The organism is Nocardia terrae (assembly GCF_009760405.1).
GTDB lineage: Bacteria > Actinomycetota > Actinomycetes > Mycobacteriales > Mycobacteriaceae > Nocardia > Nocardia terrae.
This window is the reverse complement of sequence record NZ_WRPP01000009.1, coordinates 148,979-167,784: the sequence shown is the minus strand read 5'-3', so window position 1 is coordinate 167,784 and position 18,806 is coordinate 148,979. Positions and strand designations below refer to the sequence as shown.

20 protein-coding genes are annotated in these 18,806 nt (G+C 69.5%); 11 read left to right on the top strand and 9 right to left on the bottom strand.

The features are described from left to right. The first annotated feature begins 78 nt into the window (after positions 1-78). Positions 79-675, top strand: coding sequence for a TetR/AcrR family transcriptional regulator (locus GPX89_RS35180; RefSeq protein ID WP_328602656.1), 597 nt, complete (start codon positions 79-81; stop codon positions 673-675). A 126-nt stretch (positions 676-801) separates the two neighbouring features. Here GPX89_RS35180 and GPX89_RS35175 read toward each other — a convergent pair whose 3' ends face one another. The 3 genes from GPX89_RS35175 to GPX89_RS35165 form a co-directional block, all read right to left on the bottom strand. Continuing rightward, a complete protein-coding gene (locus GPX89_RS35175) occupies positions 802-1,338 on the bottom strand; it encodes a YbhB/YbcL family Raf kinase inhibitor-like protein (protein ID WP_328602655.1) in 537 nt (178 codons plus the stop codon). A gap of 19 nt (positions 1,339-1,357) precedes the next feature. Next, positions 1,358-2,707 (bottom strand): M20/M25/M40 family metallo-hydrolase, encoded by a 1,350-nt coding sequence (locus GPX89_RS35170; RefSeq protein ID WP_328602654.1) that lies wholly within the window; start codon positions 2,705-2,707, stop codon positions 1,358-1,360. A gap of 373 nt (positions 2,708-3,080) precedes the next feature. Beyond that, positions 3,081-4,298 carry a hypothetical protein gene (locus tag GPX89_RS35165; RefSeq protein WP_157392055.1) on the bottom strand — a complete coding sequence of 406 codons (1,218 nt, stop codon included), beginning with the start codon at positions 4,296-4,298 and terminating at the stop codon, positions 3,081-3,083. 601 nt (positions 4,299-4,899) lie between these two features. Here GPX89_RS35165 and GPX89_RS35160 point away from each other — a divergent pair. The 4 genes from GPX89_RS35160 (at position 4,900) to GPX89_RS35150 (ending at position 8,861) form a co-directional block, all read left to right on the top strand. Beyond that, positions 4,900-6,441 (top strand): FAD-dependent oxidoreductase, encoded by a 1,542-nt coding sequence (locus tag GPX89_RS35160; protein ID WP_157392054.1) that lies wholly within the window; start codon positions 4,900-4,902, stop codon positions 6,439-6,441. A gap of 278 nt (positions 6,442-6,719) precedes the next feature. Next, a complete protein-coding gene (locus GPX89_RS35155; protein WP_328602653.1) occupies positions 6,720-7,583 on the top strand; it encodes an FAD-dependent oxidoreductase in 864 nt (287 codons plus the stop codon). Then, the gene (locus GPX89_RS46075; RefSeq protein ID WP_328602679.1) at positions 7,469-7,822 is read left to right on the top strand and encodes an FAD-binding protein; all 354 of its coding nucleotides are present in this window, start codon (positions 7,469-7,471) and stop codon (positions 7,820-7,822) included. The genes GPX89_RS35155 and GPX89_RS46075 overlap by 115 nt, the downstream gene beginning before the upstream one ends. Before the next feature lie 160 nt (positions 7,823-7,982). Further along, positions 7,983-8,861: an NAD(P)-dependent oxidoreductase gene (locus GPX89_RS35150; RefSeq protein WP_157392053.1), complete on the top strand. Its 879-nt coding sequence runs from the start codon at positions 7,983-7,985 to the stop codon at positions 8,859-8,861. A 72-nt stretch (positions 8,862-8,933) separates the two neighbouring features. On the opposite strand, the gene GPX89_RS35145 is transcribed toward GPX89_RS35150, so the two are convergent. Continuing rightward, positions 8,934-10,157, bottom strand: a complete 1,224-nt coding sequence (locus GPX89_RS35145; RefSeq protein WP_157392052.1) for a hypothetical protein — start codon at positions 10,155-10,157, stop codon at positions 8,934-8,936. Between the two features lie 5 nt (positions 10,158-10,162). Continuing rightward, positions 10,163-10,384: a hypothetical protein gene (locus tag GPX89_RS35140; RefSeq protein WP_157392051.1), complete on the bottom strand. Its 222-nt coding sequence runs from the start codon at positions 10,382-10,384 to the stop codon at positions 10,163-10,165. A 265-nt stretch (positions 10,385-10,649) separates the two neighbouring features. On the opposite strand from GPX89_RS35140, the gene GPX89_RS35135 reads away from it, so the two are divergent. Next, on the top strand, positions 10,650-11,780 hold the full coding sequence (locus GPX89_RS35135; RefSeq protein ID WP_328602652.1) for a glycosyltransferase: 1,131 nt from the start codon (positions 10,650-10,652) through the stop codon (positions 11,778-11,780). Between the two features lie 15 nt (positions 11,781-11,795). Here the strand turns inward: GPX89_RS35135 and GPX89_RS35130 are convergent, their stop codons facing one another. Further along, positions 11,796-12,911, bottom strand: coding sequence for a hypothetical protein (locus GPX89_RS35130; RefSeq protein ID WP_157392049.1), 1,116 nt, complete (start codon positions 12,909-12,911; stop codon positions 11,796-11,798). A gap of 189 nt (positions 12,912-13,100) precedes the next feature. On the opposite strand from GPX89_RS35130, the gene GPX89_RS35125 reads away from it, so the two are divergent. The 5 genes from GPX89_RS35125 to ald all read left to right on the top strand — a co-directional run bounded on the left by GPX89_RS35125 (position 13,101) and on the right by ald (position 16,525). After that, a complete protein-coding gene (locus GPX89_RS35125; RefSeq protein WP_328602651.1) occupies positions 13,101-14,285 on the top strand; it encodes an inorganic phosphate transporter in 1,185 nt (394 codons plus the stop codon). 9 nt (positions 14,286-14,294) lie between these two features. Continuing rightward, entirely contained in the window at positions 14,295-14,585 is a 291-nt protein-coding gene (locus GPX89_RS35120; protein ID WP_157392048.1) for a hypothetical protein, read from the top strand. 3 nt (positions 14,586-14,588) lie between these two features. Then, on the top strand, positions 14,589-14,891 hold the full coding sequence (locus GPX89_RS35115) for a DUF3349 domain-containing protein (protein WP_157392047.1): 303 nt from the start codon (positions 14,589-14,591) through the stop codon (positions 14,889-14,891). Between the two features lie 29 nt (positions 14,892-14,920). Continuing rightward, on the top strand, positions 14,921-15,232 hold the full coding sequence (locus tag GPX89_RS35110; RefSeq protein WP_157392046.1) for a DUF3349 domain-containing protein: 312 nt from the start codon (positions 14,921-14,923) through the stop codon (positions 15,230-15,232). Between the two features lie 186 nt (positions 15,233-15,418). Beyond that, a complete protein-coding gene (gene ald / locus GPX89_RS35105) occupies positions 15,419-16,525 on the top strand; it encodes an alanine dehydrogenase (protein WP_157392045.1) in 1,107 nt (368 codons plus the stop codon). A gap of 173 nt (positions 16,526-16,698) precedes the next feature. Here the strand turns inward: ald and GPX89_RS35100 are convergent, their stop codons facing one another. From GPX89_RS35100 to GPX89_RS35090, 3 genes are all read right to left on the bottom strand, one after another. Beyond that, positions 16,699-17,640: a glycoside hydrolase family 5 protein gene (locus GPX89_RS35100; protein ID WP_157392044.1), complete on the bottom strand. Its 942-nt coding sequence runs from the start codon at positions 17,638-17,640 to the stop codon at positions 16,699-16,701. Beyond that, positions 17,630-18,214 (bottom strand): PadR family transcriptional regulator, encoded by a 585-nt coding sequence (locus GPX89_RS35095; protein WP_157392043.1) that lies wholly within the window; start codon positions 18,212-18,214, stop codon positions 17,630-17,632. Before GPX89_RS35095 ends, GPX89_RS35100 begins: the two co-directional genes overlap by 11 nt. Positions 18,215-18,285: 71 nt before the next feature. Next, positions 18,286-18,795: an Lrp/AsnC family transcriptional regulator gene (locus GPX89_RS35090; RefSeq protein WP_157392042.1), complete on the bottom strand. Its 510-nt coding sequence runs from the start codon at positions 18,793-18,795 to the stop codon at positions 18,286-18,288. Positions 18,796-18,806: the final 11 nt, after the last annotated feature.

The window sequence follows — 18,806 nt, the reverse complement described above, 5'->3', positions numbered from 1 at the left end:
TTTCATACATGTGTTCAAAACAATTGTTTGAAACACATGTCACAAACGTGCGTATGCCCCGCTGCTAGGCTGACCGCCGTGGGAACCCGAGAAGACCTGCTCATCGCCGCCAAACAGTGCCTGGCCGAGCGCGGCTACGCCCGCACCACCGTGCGCGACATCGTGGCCGCCTCCGGCGCCAACCTGGCCGCCATCAACTACCACTTCGGCACCCGCGACAACCTGCTCAACCAGGCCATGCTCGAGTCCACCGCCGCCGCGGTCACCCGCATCCTCGACTCGCTGCCCGACGACGACGCGACCGATCCCGGCGAGCGCCTGAACTCCTTCTGGCACAAGCTCATCGACTCCTTCACTGCGGATCGCCCGCTGTGGGTCGCCAATGTCGAATCGATGGCTCAGGCCCTGCACTCCCCAGCCCTGCGCGCCGAAACCGGTGCCGCGCAAGAACAAGCGCGCGCCGGGCTGTCCCACGACCTCGGCGCGGACAACCCCGCGATCGGCGCGCTCCTGCAAACCCTCATCGGCGGCCTGCTGGTCCAATACCTCATCGACCCCGACCACGCCCCCTCGCCAACCGACCTCACCACCGGCCTGAGCGCCCTGGCCGCCCTCACTACGGGCTCCCCCACCCGGATCGACGACGGAACCGCCGCAGTTCCGCCCGAGCAGTAACGAAGATCAGGGAGCTGTCAGCGCGGAAATTCGTCCGAATCCCTCGCTCAGAGCTCCCTGATCTTGGTTCGGAAACGACTGTGGCCCCGGGTGATTCGCCCGGGGCCACAGTGGTCTCGGGTCGGCCTACTTCTGCTCGTAGGTGCCGATGATGGTGGCACGCCCGATGGCGTTCATGAACAGGTTGAACCCCAGGTAGGCCGGTGAGGCGTTCTCGTCGACCTCGAGGCGTTCCACGCCGACCGCGTGCACCACCACGAAGTACCGGTGCGCGCCGTGCCCGGCGGGCGGGAACGCGCCGGTGTACTCGCGCAGGCCCGCGTCATTGCGCAGGTGCAGCGCGCCGGCGGGCAGGGTGCCGCCCGCGCTGCCCTGACCGGTCTCGAGGCTGGTGGTGGTGACGGGCACGTTCGCCAGCACCCAGTGCCAGAAGCCCGAGGCGGTCGGGGCGTCGGGGTCGTACATGGTGACCGCGAAACTCTTGGTCTCGGCGGGGAATCCGGACCAGCTCAGCTGCGGGGAGATGTCGCGTCCGCCCGCGCCGCCCAGCGCGCTGACCTGATCCAGCGACAGCGGCTTGCCGTCGCTGATATCGGTAGAGGTCAGCGTGAAGTCGGGCAGCTGCGGTAGCGCGGCGTACGGGTTGTAGGAGTAATCCGGCACGGGAAGTCCTTTCGAGTCGTCAGCTGTGCAGAAGGAAGTGTTCCAGCACGCGGGCGCCGAATTCGAGCGATTCCACCGGAACCCGCTCGTCGACCCCGTGGAACAGGGCGGTGAAGTCCAGCTCGGGCGGCAGTCGCAGTGGCGCGAAACCGAAGCAGCGAATCCCCAAGGTGGCGAAGGCTTTCGCGTCGGTGCCGCCCGAGAGCATGTAGGGCACGGTGCGCCCGGCCGGGTCGTGGGCGAGGATGGCGTCGTTCATGGCGTCGACCAGATGCCCGTCGAAGGTGGTCTCGTAGGAGTCGAGCTTGGTGATCCACTCGCGCTCGACATCCGGGCCGATCAACGCGTCGACCTCGCGCTCGAATTCGGCTTGGCGCCCCGGCACCACCCGGCAGTCGACCACGGCCTCGGCGGTCTGCGGAATCACGTTGGCCTTGTAGCCCGCGCGCAGCATGGTCGGGTTGGCGGTGTCGCGCAGGGTCGCGCCGATGATGCGCGAGATGGTGCCCAGTTTGGCCAGCTGGCCCTCGATATCCGGTGAGGCGGGATCGAATTGGAGCCCGGACTCCTCGGCGACCGCGGCCAGGAACTCGGCGACGGAATCGGAGACCACCAGTGGGAAGGTGTGGGTGCCCAGCCGGGCCACCGCCTGCGACAGGATGGTGACCGCGTTGTCCTCGTGCAGGAACGAGCCGTGCCCGGCGCGGGCCTTGGCGCGCAAGCGCATCCAGCCCAGCCCCTTCTCGGCGGTCTCGACCAGATACAGCCGCCGCTCGGAGCCGTCGGGTTTGGGCACGGTCAGCGAGAACCCGCCGACCTCCCCGACCGCCTCGGTGACGCCCTCGAACAGATCGGGCCGGTTCTGCACCAGCCATTGGCAGCCCCAGCGGCCGCCGTTCTCCTCATCGGCCACGAACGCCCACACGATGTCGCGCGGCGGCACCGTTCCCTCGATCTTGAACTGCCGGGCCACGGCCAGCATCATGCCGACCATGTCCTTCATGTCGATCGCGCCGCGCCCCCACACGTAGCCGTCGCGCACCGCGCCGGAGAACGGGTGCACGCTCCAGTCGGCGGCCTCGGCGGGCACCACGTCCAGGTGCCCGTGCATCATCAACGCACCCCGCGAGGGGTCCGCGCCCCTCAACCGCGCGAACACGTTCCCGCGTCCGGGCGCCCCCGACTCGACGTACTCGGTCTCGTACCCCGCTTGCTCGAGCTGCTCGGCCACCCACAGCGCGCACTCGCGCTCGCCCTTGGTGGTTTCCAGTTCGCCGGTATTGGAGGTGTCGAACCGGATCAGCGCACTGACCAGGTCCACCACTTCCGACACGGCACGAGTAGCGCGGGTTTCGGCAGTTTCGGACACGACACCTTTCCTACCACCTCCCCGACACGCCGCGCCCGGCCGCCGCCCCGACCACCCGCGGCCGCCGCAGGTCGACCCGCGTCGAATCATTGGAATCATCCGTCACACAAGGGCTCCCGCCAGCGGCGGCAGCCGGCTCTTCCCGATCCACGACCGGTCCGTGGGCCGAGCCGAGCCCGCGAGCAGGACCGCGCTCGGACACGATGCCCGGCACGACACCGGGAGCGGGCCGGCTCCGGTCCGCGAATCCCCCGCCGCGGTGACCGACGGCGCGCCCGAATGCCGTCGCCCGTCGAATACCGCCGTCGTTGCGGTTGAGCGGCTCGAAAGCCTTGCGTGGCATCGACGTTCGCGTGCTCGATGGGTGCGCGGGTCAGCGCAGGAAGCGGATGGTGGTGGTCAGGGTGGCCAGCAGGGGGTCGAGGTGTTGGTCGGCGATACGACGTTCCAGGACCGACAGGTCCAGGCGGGTGGCGGTGGCCCACAGTTCACCGAGGTGGGCCTGGACGTCGACGTCGGTGGCGGCCAGCACCCACAGCAGTGGCGGCCACAGGCGCGCGGCCTGGGCCAGGGCGGGCAGGGTCAGCAGGGTGGGGGTGTCGAGTTGGGCCATACGCAGTCCGGCGCGGCGGCGGACCTCGGCGGGGGTGCGGGCCAAAGGTTCGAGTACACCGCGCCAGATCGCGACCTCGCTGCTGCCGTCGAGCTCGCACACCAGGGTGTCGGCGATCTCGGACAGTACGGGGTTGAGCGCCAGCCGCGTCAGCGCGTTCGGGCTGAGATGGCCCAGGAAGCGCAGCATGTCGGGGGTGGCCTCGGCGGCGATATAGGTGGTGAGCAGATCGGCGATGGCCGAGGGCGGGGCCACCTCGAAGAGGACGTCACCGACCGCGGCGATCACATCGGGGGTGCAGCGCGCGAACACCGACAGTGCGGCCAGACGTAATTCCTTGGAGCCGTTGATGACCGCGCCCAACAGCCGCGGCAGCCGCTGCCCGCTACCCGAGAGCAGCTGACGCACCACCGCACTGATCGATTCACCGGAGTAGGCGTAGGCGGCCGAGCGGATCAGACCCTCGTCGTCGGGCACACCCTCCTCGACCGCCCGGATCAGCTCCGGAGTCGCGTACGCCAGGAACGGCCCGGCGGTGATGTAGTCGCGCCGGGCCAGCAGTTCGTTGAGGATCGCCACCACCGGTGCGGGCGGGGCATCGTCGGCGAGCTGGCCGACGGTGCGCGGATCCAGATACGGCGCGCAATCCGCCGCATAGGCGACATCCATGCGCAGCAGCGCCTCGACCGCCTTGGCGGGATAGCGCACGCCGATCGCGCCGGCCGCGCGCCCGGTCATGGTGGGCGGCACCAGTTTCTGCACGATCGGTAGCGAAATGGCGAGCGGGATGATCGGCACCAGTTTGGCGATCCGCTCGAAAACCGGTGTGTGCTGGTCGAACAGGTGCCCGGACATTTTCTGCTGCAGCTCGTGCAGGCGGTGCGGGCCGAGTTTGTCGAGGTGGGCGAGCCGCTCCACCGGCACGTGCAGGGTCCGGGCCAGCAGGATCAGCTGGGCTCGTGTCACCAGATCGGTCATGCGCCCGCCCGCCCGCTGCATCCGTGGCAAACCGCGAAATCGACTGTGGCGGACATGCGTTCCCCGTTTCCCCGAGCGGCCCGAACCCGGCCTCCCGATGTCGACCGCCCATCATAGAGGTGACCAGCGGGCAAAAAGTACAAAAAGTGCAGAGTCCCTGCGCATCGTCGCCCCGCGCCCCGCGCCGACCCGCACGGCGGTCTCCCGAGCGCCCCGAACCTGCCGTGCTCCACTGCTCGGACTGCGGCCACCGGCGCAATCAGATTCGGCCCCAGCGGCAACCAGCGCAGCCGCCCCAGCAACCGCGACCGCAACAGAGCCAGCGCCCGCCCCCTGACACGGAGCCGCCGACCCCTGACAGCCCTCCAGCCGATATCCGGCCCTGGAGTACGGAGCCGACGGCACCCGGCCCCCGGCCCCCGGCACCGGCACCGGCATCGAGCATCGAGCATCGAGCATCGAGCATCGAGCATCGAGCATCGAGCATCGAGCATCGAGCATCGAGCATCGAGACAGGAGTCGCGCGGCCGCCACTGCCCGCGCAAGCGGCGCGCAAGTCGACGCAAGGGCGCGGTAATCGGCCATGGCCAAGGTGGATCCCATGAACGAGACACGAGATGTTGTGGTGGTCGGAGCCGGACCGGTCGGGCTGATGCTGGCGTGCGAGCTGCGCTTGGCGGGGGTGGACGTGCTCGTGGTCGAGCGGCTGACCGCACCGGATATGACGATCAAGGCGGGCGGTATCAACGCACCCGTCGCCCAGGCGCTCGACCGGCGTGGCCTGGAACCGCAGCTGCGGGCGGCCCACGCGGCCGCGATGGCACGCATGTCGGGCATCTTCGCCAAGCCGACGCCCGTGACCGACACCGAGACGACGGCTCCCGCCGCGCCGAGGCGTCCGCGAGCGGGCGGGCACTTCGCCGGAATCATGCTGTGGGCCGATCGAATCGACAGCGAGGACCCGGCTTTCGCCGATCTGGGCCCGGCCGTCGAGTCCCGCTTCGTCGACCAGCAGTCCCTCGAGGCCATGCTCGCCGCCCGTGCCGCCGAACTCGGCGTGCCCGTGCGCCGCGGCATCGAGGTGACCGGGTTCCACGACGACGGCGTGGGCGTGAGCATCGACTGCGGCGAGCACCGCATCCGCGCGAGCTGGCTGGTCGGCTGCGACGGCGGCCGCAGCACCGTGCGCCGGTTGGCCGGATTCGAATTCCCGGGCCTGGACCCGGAAATCACCGGACGCCAAGCCCTGGTCGAGATGACCGGCGCGGAGAACGTGGCGCTGGGTTGGCAGACCACTCCCACAGGCATCTTCGTCAATGGACCTCAGCCGGGCCGCATCCTCACCGTCGAACTCGACGGCCCGCCCGCCGACCGCGTCACTCCCGTCACCTCGGCCGAGCTCGAGGACAGCTTCGAACGCGTCACCGGCGTGAAAGTATCCATCTCCAAGGTCATTACGGCGACCCGCTTCACCGACAACACCCGCCAGGTCCCCGACTACCGCAAGGGCCGGGTGCTGCTCGCGGGCGACGCCGCCCACGTGCACTCCCCCTTCGGCGGCCAGGGCCTGAACCTGGGCATCGGCGACGCGGTCAATCTCGGCTGGAAACTCGCCGCCGTCATCCGCGGCCGCTCCCCGGAGTCGTTGCTGGACACCTATACCCGCGAACGCCACCCGATCGGCGAATGGGTCCTGGACTGGACCCGCGCACAGGTCGCGCTCATGCGCACCGATCCGCGCAGCCGCGCCCTGCGCACGGTCATCACCGACCTGCTCGACACCCGCGACGCGGCAACCCTGGTCGCGCAGAAACTCTCCGGCGTCCAGCACCGCTACGACCTGGGCAGCGACGACCCGCTGGTCGGCAAGGCCACCCCCGATTTCGAACTGGCCGACGGCACCCGCCTGGCCGAGCATTTCGCCTCGGGCAAGGGCGTCCTGCTCGACCTCACCGACTCCCCCGCCCTGCGCGCCCAGGCATCCCCCTGGTCCGAGCACCTCGAACTCCTCGCCACCAAACCCGCCCAACCCCGCGAGCCCCTGTCGATGCTGATCCGCCCCGACGGCATCGTCGCCTGGACCTCCGCCACCCCCCACGGCCTCGACACCGCCCTCCCCCGCTGGTTCGGCAACCCCGCCTGACCGGCCATCCCGCTCTGCGCCCGACCGATCCGCGATCGCGCGCGGCGCAAGCGGCTCGAATCGCCCGCTACTGACCGGAACGAATACCCGACGGCGCGTCATCCCGGGCGAACTGCGCGCGCTGCCATCGTGCACGCCATGCAGCGTGACACTTCATGTGGTCCGGTGAGCGGGACCGGCGGTGTCGGGGGTCGGGGTGGGCTGGGACCGTTCGCGAGATGACAGGGAAAGTCGGTGCGGTCGGAACCGGTGGGCAGGGCTAGGATGTCCAGGCCGAGGTGGTGGTCGTCGGGTTCGGCGGGGCCGGGTGCGCGGCGGCCATCGCGGCCCATGATGCCGGGGCGCGCGTGCTGGTGTTGGACAAGGAATCCGCGTCGCGGGCCGGTGGCAGTACCCGGGTGTCGGGGGCGGTGTGGTTCGACAATCGTGATCCCGAGCGGGCGGCGGTGTATCTGCGCAGCCTCAGTGCGGGGCGACCGGTGCCCGAACCGGTGGTCGAGGTGTGGGCGCGCGAGACCGCCCGCAACAGCGAGTGGATGGAAAGCCTCGGCATCCCGGTCGGTTTGGCGGTGCCCGCACCGGCGGAGTTCCCCGACCTCGAGGGCAGTGATGTCATGTGCGGCTGGATCGGCGTCGAGGGCCGCATGGGTGACGGGTTGCTGTGGGCGGCACTGTCGCAGGCGGTGCGTGCCCGCGACATCGACGTACGGCTGGAAACCCCCGCGCGGGAACTGATCACCGCCGACGGCAAGGTCGTCGGCCTCCTCGCCGACGCGCCCGACGGGTCTCCGCTGCAAGTGCGGGCCACCCGCGGCGTCATCCTGGCCACCGGCGGGTTCGAGGCGAATCCGGAGATGGTGCGCGACCATCTGCGCCTCACCGACCCGGTCGTGTGGGGCACCCCCGCCGCGACGGGCGACGGCCTGCGCATGGCGGTCGAGGCCGGGGCCGACCGAGCGAGGACAACAGCGTCGAAATCGAGAAGGGCTGGATCCGGCGCGCCGATACCCTGGCCGAACTCGCCGCGATCCTGCGAGTCGATCCGGATGTCCTGCGGCACAGTATCGACCGCTACAACGCCGCCTGCGCCGCCGGTGCTGACGACCGGTTCGGCCGCCCCGCACGCACTCTCACACCGCTGAGCGAGCCGCCCTACTTCGCCTTCACCGCCGCCCCGATCCTGGCCTGGAGCAATGGCGGCCCCCGCCGCAACGAGAACGCCGAAGTCCTCGACCCTTTCGGCGCGGTCATCCCCGGCCTGTACGCGGCGGGCAATGTCAGCTCCACCTACTCCTGGTGCAAGGACGGCGGCTTCCACATCGCCGACGCGCTCGCGTTCGGCCGTGTCGCCGGACATCACGCCGCCACCCGCACGCACTGAACGTCTTTCGCCCGACAGCGACGGTCCCGACCTGGAGACAAACCTTCAGGTAAGCCTCTGACCAGCAAGTACGTACTTGTGGAAGCCTTGTGCCCCCGGCACTCTCGATCCCAGCGCGCGCCGAGAACATTCGCCAAGGATCGCAAGGAGTTGTCCCGCAATGACGAACACCCAGCACCACCCGGTGACCGTGCTCGGCCTCGGCGCCATGGGCCGCGCACTGGCGCAGACCCTGGTCAAAGCCGGTGTGCCGACCACGGTGTGGAACCGCACGCCCGGCCGGGACGCCGAAGTGGTTGCGGCCGGAGCGGTCTCGGCGGCCACCGCCGGGCAGGCCGTGCGCGGCGGCGATCTGGTCATCGCCGTGCTGCTCGATCACGCCTCGGTGCACCAGACCCTGGACCCGATCGCGGCCGAGCTGTCGGGCAAACAGCTGCTCAACCTGACCAGCACCGCCCCCGAACAATCCCGGGAGCTGGCGGAGTGGGCCGCCGTGCACGGCATCGACTTCCTCGACGGGGGCATCATGGCGGTCCCGTCCATGATCGGAGCCGACGGCTCGAGCATCCTCTACAGCGGTTCGGAGACCGTCTTCCAGGCGCACCGCCCGGCCCTCGAATCGCTGGGTTCCGCCGAATTTTTCGGCACCGACCCGGGTCTGGCGGCGCTCTGGGATTTCGCGTTGCTCACGTCCATGTACACGATGTTCGGTGGCTTCTTCCAGGCCGCAGCGCTGGTCGGTACCGCCGGGGTGCCCGCCGCGGAGTTCGCGCCGCGTGCGGCGGCGTGGGTCTCGGCCATGGCGTCCTCGCTGCCCCGCTACGCCCGCATCATCGACTCCGGCGACTACACGGGCGAGGTGTTCCAGGACCTGGTGTTCACCAAGTCCGCCCTGGACGCCTTGCGCCAAGCTGCATCCGATGCCGGGATCACCGCCGAACCGCTCTCGGGGATCGCGGATCTGGTGGACCGCCAGGTCGCCGCCGGGCACGGCGCGGCCGCGTTCGAGCGCAGCATCGAAGCCCTGCGCGGGCACTGACCGCCCGTCCGCGGTCGCCACAGGCTTCCCCGGATCGGTGCACGACATGCACGGATACCGTGCACCGCACCGTTATTGCGTCAGCTGCAAGGTTGCCGTCAGTGCCGTCAACTGCTCACCCAGCCCGAGATCGGCGATCCGCTGCTCGATCTCGCCGCGTTCCAGCACCGGCAGCGCCGACCACGGTTCACCGACGCGGGACTGCGCGTCGGGCTCCGCGGTCGCGAGCACCTTCAGCAACGGCGGCCACAGGTGCGCGGTCGTCGCCACCTCCGGCAGCCGCGCCAGCGTCGCGGCGTCGAAATGCGAGAGGGCCCCGCCGAACCGGCGCGAAACTCCCGTCTCGGTGCGCTCGGCCAACTCCAGCAGTCCGCGCCACACCGCGGCCTCGGTGCTGCCGTCCACCGCGGCCGCGATCGCGTCGATCGAGGCTACGTCGGCGACGGACGGGTTGGCCGCCAGCAGATCCAGCGCCGAGGGACTCAACTGTCCGGCGAAACGCAGGGTCTCGGGCACCGCGCCACCGGCAATGAACGTCTCGATCAGATCGGCGATCTCGTCGGCGGAGGCGACATCGAAGAGGATGTCGCCGATCGCCACGACCACATCGGTGTCGCAGCGCGCGAACACCGACAGCGCCGCCAGCCGCAACTCCTTGGAGCCCTGCAGGATCGTGCGCACCAGCCGCGGAATCCGCTGTCCGTCACCGGAGAGCAGATGCCGGATGATGACACTGATGTTCTCCCCGGAGTAGGAGTAGGACGCCGAGCGGATCAAGCCCTCGTCGTCGTGCACGTCCTCCTCGACCGCACGCACCAAGTCCGGTGTCGCGTAGGCCAGGAACGGCCCGGCGGTGATGTAGTCCCCGCGCCGCAGCAACTCGTTGATGATCTTCATGACCGGTTTCGGCGGCGCGATGTCGGCCAGCCGGCCGACCGCATGCGGGTCCATATACGGCGCGGCCTCGGCGGCATACCCGGGCTGGAGCATCCCGACCGCCTCGGCGGCCTTCTTCGGATGGTCCACTCCGATCGCGCCGGCCGCGCGCCCGGCCATCACCGGCGGCACCATCTTCTGCACCAGCGGCAGCGAGATGCTCAACGGAATGATCGGCACCAGCAGCGACAATCGCGAGAAGATCGCATTGTGCTTGGCGAACATCACCGCCGCCAGGCGTTCCTGCAGCTCGTGCAGGTTCGCCGCGCCCAGCTTCTCGAGATGCGTGAGCTTCTCCTCGGGGGCGTGCAGAGTCCGGGACAGCAGGGTGATCTGCGCCCGGGTCACCAGATCGCTCATCGCCCCTACCCGAGCGCGTTGCCGAACATGATCTTCTTGGCGGCCGTGCGCAACGGCCACGGCAGGGCGCCGACGGTCTTGTCGACCGCTTCCACCATCGCCAGGTTCTCCGTCTGCTGCGCCTGCTGGAAGAGCCCCAGCAGATCCGCGGTCTCGGCGTCGGTCAGCAGATCGAGCGAGGCGAGCGGCCCACCCAATTCCCGTTCCAATTCGGCTCTGGCATCCACTGATTCGTCCCCATTCTCCGGAATGATCCGGATCACCCCTTTTGTTCGTCTATCAATCTCTACCAAGATCACCCCACCTGCGCCAGAGCCAATCACTCCAATTGAGGTCACCCGCAATCAGATTCTCGATCTCGGTGCGAGGTTCGGATCGCGGGGTTCGGGCGGGATGGCACCACATCCGGTTCGCCGGGTCTTTCGCCGGTGTTCATGTGGCGTTGGCGCCGGGGGTGCCGGTGGGAACCCGATGCCCTGCACGATCGGCCACGTGCGCATCGTTCAGCTGGCGAACTTCTATGGGCCGCGCTCGGGTGGGTTGCGTACCGCGCTTCATCATCTGGGCGAGGGGTATGTGGCGGCCGGGCACGAAGTGGTGTTGATCGTGCCGGGGACCAAACGGGCCGAGGAAGTCCTGCCGACCGGGGTACTGCGGATCACGGTGCCCGCCCCGCAGATTCCGTGGACCGGCGGGTATCGGGCCGCGGATCCGCGCCGGGTCGCCGACACCCTGGCCGGGCTGCGCCCGGATGTGCTCGAGGTGTCGGACCGGTTGACGCTGCGCGGTTTCGGCCGCTGGGCGCGACGGCGCGACATCGCGGGCGTGATGATCTCCCACGAGCGCCTCGATCGCCTGCTCGGCCAGATCCTGCCCGGCCCGATGGCCCGGCGCGCCGCCGACGCCGCCAATCGCCGCACCGCCGCGAACTACGACGTCGTCGTGTGCACCACCCAGTTCGCGCGTGAGGAATTCCAGCGCATCGATGTCGAGAATGTCGAGCTGGTCCCCCTCGGCGTCGATCTGGACATGTTCCGTCCCGACCGCCACGACCACCGCCTGCGCACCGACCTCGGCGCCGAGGAGCACCCCCTGCTCGTGCACTGCGGCCGTCTCTCGGTCGAGAAACGCGTCGATCGCAGCATCGCCGCGGTCAGCGCCCTGCGCCGTCGCGGACTGGACACCCGCCTGATCGTCGCCGGGGACGGCCCGCGCCGCGAGGCCCTCGAACGCCAGGCCCGCCTGATCCCGCCCCTGCCCGACGGCCAGCCGACCGTGCATTTCACCGGATTCATCAGCGACAGACCGGCTCTGGCCACCCTGCTGGCCACCGCCGATGTCTCGCTGGCCCCGGGCCCGCACGAAACCTTCGGCCTGGCCGCCCTGGAAGCCCTCGCCGCGGGGACCCCGGTGGTGGCCAGCCGCTCCTCGGCCCTGGCCGACATCGTCACCGCCGAGGCGGGAGCGGTCGCCGCCGACCACCCCCGCGCCTTCGCCGAGGCCGTCACCGACGTGCTGGCCCGCCCCGCCGCCGAACGCCGACTCGCCGCCCGTCACCGTGCCGAGCAGTTCACCTGGCCCGCAGCGGTTTCGGGCATGCTCGGCCTGCTCGGCTCGGCCTGATCACCCGATGGCCCGTCAGTCGCGGGCCGGATCCGGAGCCCACGGAACGTATTCGCGGCCCGCGGATTCGGCGGCGTTCTTGGCGGAATTGAGCTGATAGGGCGTGATGCCGCCGGGCTGCCACGGTCCCACCGAGCCCGCCGCGATGGCCGAAGCAGCCTTGGGCACCAGCCCGATCTCGTTGCGCACGACCATGATCGGGCGGTCGGCCAGGGCGAACCAGTCCAGGTCGAGGAAGTCGTGGCTGCCCTGGGTCAGCGCACCGCGCCGCATGGCGTCCCCGAGGCGCTGGGCCATGCCCGCGGTGCTGAGGTGGCCCGCGTCGGCTTCGAACAGGCCCGCGCCCGCCCGCAGGTAGCCGGTTTCGAACAGCGAGATCACCATGGCCAGCAGGCTGAACGCGCGCGGGTCGTCATTGGCGCGGGCCATGAACGCGAAGACCTCGATCTCGTTCTCGAGGGTGGTGCCGTAGCCCGCGAGCACGTGCACCCAATCGTGCTGGGCCAGCAGCGGCGGTGCGGAACCGGTCAGGCCGGGGGTGACGAATCCGCGGTCGCGGTAGAAATCGGCGACACCGCGCCCCAGCGTCCCGACCGGCAGCTCCCACAGTTCGGCCCAGCGTGCCGCCAGTGCCGGATCGTCACAGACCGTGCCCCAGGAACTGTCGAGCCCCTCGGTGTGCAGGGCGTCCAGCCGCAGCGCGTCCATATTGCCCAGATATCCGTTGCGGGAGAAGTCGACGGCCGCCAGATCCACCGCGCCCTCGGCATACAGCCGCGCGACCTCGATCATGTCGTCGTCCACGTCCAGCGCGTCCGCGAACTCCCGCAGCCGATCCCCGACCTCGGCGGGCAGCGGCCGCACCACCAGCGCCGCCAGCAGCATGGTCTGCACGACCCGCTCCCGGAAGATCCGATTGCGCCGCGTCATCCCCGCCGCGAACTCCACCGCCCCGATCGGCGCCAGCTCGGCCAGTTCCACCGGGTGCCCGGTCATCGACAGGAACATCGCCGGAATCAGCAACTCCTGCAACGGCGTCAGTCCGCCCGGACCTGTCGCCGCACTCACCACACCGCGCGCCACGAACCGCACCTCCGCGGCATCCGGCGGTGTGAGCAGCACCTCGTCCATCTCCACGCCTCCCAAGCATCGGGGCCGCATCGGCCCGCCCCATTCTCGCCACGAATCTGTCCCGGCGCGTGTTCAGTTCACTGTCGGCGTAGCCGTCCGGGCGACCGGCCCGGGGTTCCCACCTGAATTTCGAGTGAACTCCGGCCGGGACCCGTTCAGAAGCCGGTATTGCGTTGTGACACTGAATTTGTGAGCGCTGAGCTTCTCGTTCTGTTGATCGTGATCATGACCGCGTTGGCCTTCGATTTCACCAACGGGTTCCATGACACGGCGAATGCGATGGCGACCTCCATCGCGACCGGTGCGCTTTCTCCCCGGGTGGCGGTGGCCCTGTCGGCCGTGCTGAACCTGGTCGGGGCGTTCCTGTCGGTCGAGGTCGCCAAGACGGTCTCGGGTGGGCTGCTGAATATCGGCGGCGTGCACCATATGGCCTTGCTGCACATAGTCTTCGCGGGCCTGGCCGGTGGAATTCTGTGGAATCTGTTCACCTGGCTGCTGGGAATTCCGTCGAGTTCCTCGCACGCGCTGTTCGGCGGCCTGATCGGCGCGGCCGTGGCGGCGCTGGGCGCGAGCGGGGTGATCTGGACCGGGGATCAGAAGACCGGTCTGATCAACAAGATCATCCTCCCGGCGGTGCTGGCCCCCTTCGTGGCGACGCTGGTGGCCGGGCTGGGCACCTACGCCGTCTACCGGCTCACCCGTCGTTCGCCCAAGGACAAGGTGAGCACCGGATTCCGCTGGGGCCAGATCGGTTCGGCGTCGCTGGTCTCCCTCGCGCACGGCACCAACGACGCGCAGAAGACCATGGGCGTGATCTTCATGGCCCTGGTCGCGCACGGCACCTACACCGGTGCCGACGACATCCCGCTGTGGGTGAAGATCTGCTGCGCCCTGGCCATCGCGCTGGGCACCTACCTGGGCGGCTGGCGCATCATCCGCACCCTGGGCAAGGGTCTGGTGGAGATCGACTCGCCGCAGGGCTTCGCGGCCGAGACCTCCTCGGCGGCGATCATTCTCACTTCCGCGCAGTTCGGGCTGCCGCTGTCGACCACCCAGACCGCGACCGGCTCGATCCTGGGCACCGGGCTGGGTAAGCCGGGCGCGGAGGTGCGCTGGGGCGTCATGGTCCGCATGGCCGTGGCGTGGCTGTTCACCCTGCCGCTGGCCGGTCTGGTGGGCGCGTTCTGCTGGTGGCTCGCGGATCTGGCGGGCGGACTGGCCGGCGTGCTGGTGGTGGCGACCCTGCTGATCGCCGCCTCGGTCTACATGTACCTGCGCTCGCGGCGCAACCCCGTCGACACCCGCAATGTCAACGACGACTGGGAGGGCGGTCTCACCCCGCCGTCCCGGCCGCGTGAGACCGCCTCGGCCTGAGGAGCTTCCATGCATACCTTCAACGCCATCGCCAAGTCCCTGGGCGAGGTCACGCTGATCGCACTGGTGCTCGGGGTCGGGGTCCCGGTGATCTTCGCGGCCGGAATCCGTTTCTGGTCACTGGAACCGGCCGCCGAGGGCCCGCGCACCTCCACCCGCGCCGTCGTCACCGCACTGGCCTACCTGTGTTTCGCGGCCGCGCTGCTGGTGGTGGTCGCCGGAATCCTCTACATCGCCAAGGATTTCATCAGCCACAGTTTCGACATCCAGTTGTTCGGCGCGAAACCTCCGAAGAAGTGAGCCATGACGACCAATCGTTCGATTCTCGCCGCCGTCCTGGAATGGCTGCGCGCGGGTTACCCCCACGGCGTCCCGCGTGAGGACTATGTGGCGCTGTTCGCGGTGCTGCACCGCAAGCTGACCGAGCAGGAAGTCGACGAGGTGATCGAGGAACTGCTCGCCTCCGACGGCGTGCTCGATCGCGCGGCCATCGAAACCGCCATCGCGCGCCTGGCCCACGAGAAGCCGGGGCCCGACGACGTGAATCGGGTCGCGGCCCGATTGGCCGCGGGCGGTTGGCCTTTGGCCCACCCGTCCGAGGCGTGAGTGGCGCGCGGGCAGGGACACTCGAACGCATGGCACTGTCGGAATGGCTGGCCAGGATCGTCTCCTGGCTGCGCGCGGGCTACCCGCACGGTGTCCCCGACACCGACTATCTGCCGCTGCTGGCCGTGCTGGCGCGACGGCTCAGCGAGGAGCAGGTACGGCAGGTGGCGGCCGAGCTGGTGATGCTCGGTTCGCTGCCGGCCGACCGCGTCGACGTCGGCGTGCTCATCACCGAGCTCACCGACGAGATGCCCCGCGAGTCGGATCTCGAGCGGGTGCGCGCCCATCTGCGCGCGGGCGGCTGGCCGATCGACGACGGCTGGCCGCAAGCTTCGGAATGAGGCCGGTCCACACGCCGAAGATGCTTCGGTGTGACCCGCATCGCATTGCCCGATTCCGCATATCTTGATTACTCAAATGCAAATTTGAGAATCATCTTCAGGCATCTGTTCATGATCTCGCACAATCTTCATACTCACTCCCGACGGCGATCCCGTCGACCAGCCGAGAGAACCCAGGAGTGTGGCATGAAGATCGGAATCCCCCGCGAGGTGAAGAACCACGAGTACCGCGTGGCCTGCACCCCCGCCGGCGTCCACGAGCTCGTGGCCCGCGGGCACGACGTCTTCGTCGAGACCGGCGCGGGCGTCGGCTCCACCTTCGAGGACGACGCCTACCGCTTCGCCGGCGCGCACGTGCTCGACACCGCCGACGAGGTCTGGGGCACCGCCGATCTGGTGCTCAAGGTGAAAGAGCCCATCGCCGAGGAGTATTCGCGCCTGCGCGCGGACCAGGTGCTGTTCACCTACCTGCACCTGGCCGCCTCCCGCGACTGCACCGATGCGCTGCTGGCCTCGGGCACGACCTCCATCGCCTACGAAACCGTCACCGCCCCCGACGGTTCCCTGCCGCTGCTGGCCCCCATGAGCGAGGTCGCCGGGCGGCTGGCCCCGCAGGCGGGCGCGTACCACCTGATGCGCAGCGGCGGCGGCCGCGGCGTGCTCATGGGCGGCGTGCCCGGCGTGCGCCCGGCCCGGGTGGTCGTGATCGGTGCGGGCGTGTCCGGCCGCAACGCCATCGCCGTCGCCCACGGCATGCACGCCGACGTGACCGTGCTGGACCTGAACATCGCCCGCCTGCGCGAGATCGACGACCTCTACCACGGCCAGGTCCGCACCGTCATGTCCAACCGGCTCGAGGTCGAGAACCTGGTCCGCGAGGCCGATCTGGTGATCGGCGCGGTCCTGGTCCCCGGCGCGAAGGCCCCCACCCTGGTCTCCAACGAGCTCGTCGCCCAGATGAAGTCGGGTTCGGTCCTCGTCGACATCGCCATCGACCAGGGCGGCTGCTTCGCCGACTCGCGCCCCACCACCCACGCCGACCCCACCTACCGGGTCCACGACTCGATCTTCTACTGCGTGGCCAACATGCCCGGCGCGGTCCCCCACACCTCGACCGTCGCCCTCACCAACGCCACCCTCCCCTACGCCCTCGCCCTGGCCGACAAGGGCTGGCGCGACGCCGTCGCCGCCGACCCGGGCCTGGCCGCGGGCCTGAGCACCCACAAGGGCGAACTGCTCTCCGAATCGGTTGCCGCGGCCCACGGTTACGCCGCCCACCCCCTGGCGGCGTAAGCAACGGCGATAGCCCCCGGCCAGCGAGGCGGTCGGGGGTCTGCCCACCGCCGCGGCCGGATTCCCGCCGTTCGAGTCCGGCGCTGATCGTTTCGCCCACCAGCGCGTTTCCGGCGAAATCGACTGCGCGTGCACGGCCCCGCCCGCAACGGCCCGGACACCGGGCGAATGCCTCAGAGGCCGAGAGCCTTCAGCAGCGGCTGGTTCCAGGCTCCGGCGCTCTGATCGTAGAGCGGGAAGGTGGGGCCGAAGGACCAAGCGCCCCAGGAGAAACCGCGTTCTTCGGCGAGTTCGCGGTTGAACGCGGTCCAGCGCACCCGGGATTCGAGGTCGGCGTGGTCGGTCGTGCCGAACTCGCCCAGGAAGATCGGCCGGTGCGCGGTCGTGGCCCAGGCGGCGATGGCGTCGAAGCCCGCGGTGAGTTCGGCGCGCTGGTCCGCGGTGCCGTCCCAGGTATTGCCCAGCCACGACCTCGGGTCACCGAAGGGTGTCTGGCCGAGCCATTCCTCGCCCTGCATGGTGAAGGTGATCGGCCAGTACTGGTGCACTGTGACAATGAGATTCGCGTCGTCGGCGGGCAGCTCCAGGCGTGGGAGGGTGCGCTGGTTGTTGTAGGACTCGGGGCCGATGATCACCGCCCGGGTCGGGTCGGCGGCGCGCAGCACGGTCAGCATGCGGCGCACGTAGTCGTTCCACCGCGGGTCCAGGGCCTCCCGCGGCTCGGCGAAGGCTTCCAGCACAAGGGAATCGGGGCGATCGGCGAAGCGGCGTGCGACCTGATCGGTGATCGAGAGCAGCCGGTCGAGATGCGCGGGCGGGTCGGCGATCAACTCGGGATCGAGGAAATTGCTGAGAACCAGTGCGAGACCGCGCTCTTCGGCGAGATCGGCGGCCTCGGCCACCGCCTCGAGCATGGCCGGGTCGATACGGTGGCCGTCCCCGGTGTGGGCGGCCCAGCACAGGCACAGCCGGACCGCGGAGAAGCCCGCGTCGGTGATCAGGTCGAGCGTGCGCGCCCCGAACGGGACGGTCCAGCCCTGCTCGGCTTGCGCGCCGTAATCGGGCCCCACATTGATCGTGCGGGCGAGCGTGCGGTTGATGTCGTCAATCGGCATGGGAATCAGATCCTTTCGGCCACCGCAGGCGACCCGTGCGCAGGTCGTCGGCGAACTCCAGCAACCAGTCGCGCTCGGCCCTGCGCAGGGTCTGCCCATAGGTCTGATCGGTGAGGAAGATCGCCGGCACCGCACCCGCCGCCGCGATCGCGTCGTCGACGGCGGTGACGCGCGCGTCTATGCGACGCGCCCGTTCGCTCACCAGCTCCGCGACCTCCGCCCGCGGCAACGCGAACATGAACCCCAGCGCGGCGGTGAACGCGGCCTGGTCGTGCACCGGGTCGCTCAGCAATTCGCGCAACCACTCCGCGAGCCGCCGCCTCCCCTCGGCGGTGCTGCGATACACCGTCCGCTCGGGCCGATTGCCTTCCCGCGCAGCTGCTTCCACCTCGATCAGCCCCGCGTCCAGCAGGCGCGGCAGAGCGTCGTACATGGAGGCGTTCTTGAGCTTGAGCACCTCGTCGTGCCCGCGCTCGCGCATGACCATCCGCATCTCGTACACGTGCCGCGGTTTCTCCGCGAGCAATCCCAGCACCGCGAGCGTGACGGGCGTGCGCAACGAGCGTGGCGGCACCGCGCCTCCATTAGTCGAGTTCGGCTAGTCGAATTCGACTATACGCGGCCGGGGCCGCGTGTCGACCCCGCTCAGGAGGTGGTGTGATGCCCCGGACGCACGTGCTCGAAGATCAGGATCGTCTCGGTCGAGGCGACCGCGGGGTGCGCGCTGAGATGCTCGAGCACGAAACTGCGCAGCTCCGCCGAATCGGCCGTGGCCACGTGAACGAGGTAATCATCTGCTCCGGCAATGAAATACACGTTCTCGACCTCCGGCAGCGCCGCCATCTGATCGCCGAACTCGGCCAGATGTCCACGCGCCGTGGCATTCACACGCACCGCGATCATCGCCTGCAGATCCCGACCCAGCGCCGCCGGATCGATATCGGCGTGGAACCCGCGAATCACCCCGCGCTCTACCAGCGCCCGCACCCGCCCCAAACAGGTCGACGGCGCGATCCCCGCCGCCGCGGCCAGCGCGTTGTTCGTCATCCGCCCGTCCCGGGCCAGCTCATCGAGCAGCAGCCGGTCGATGGCATCCAGCGGCACCGGCCGCCCCGCCTCACCGGGAGCCTTCGCCCCCGAAGAAACCTTCTTCATGAAGGAACAGT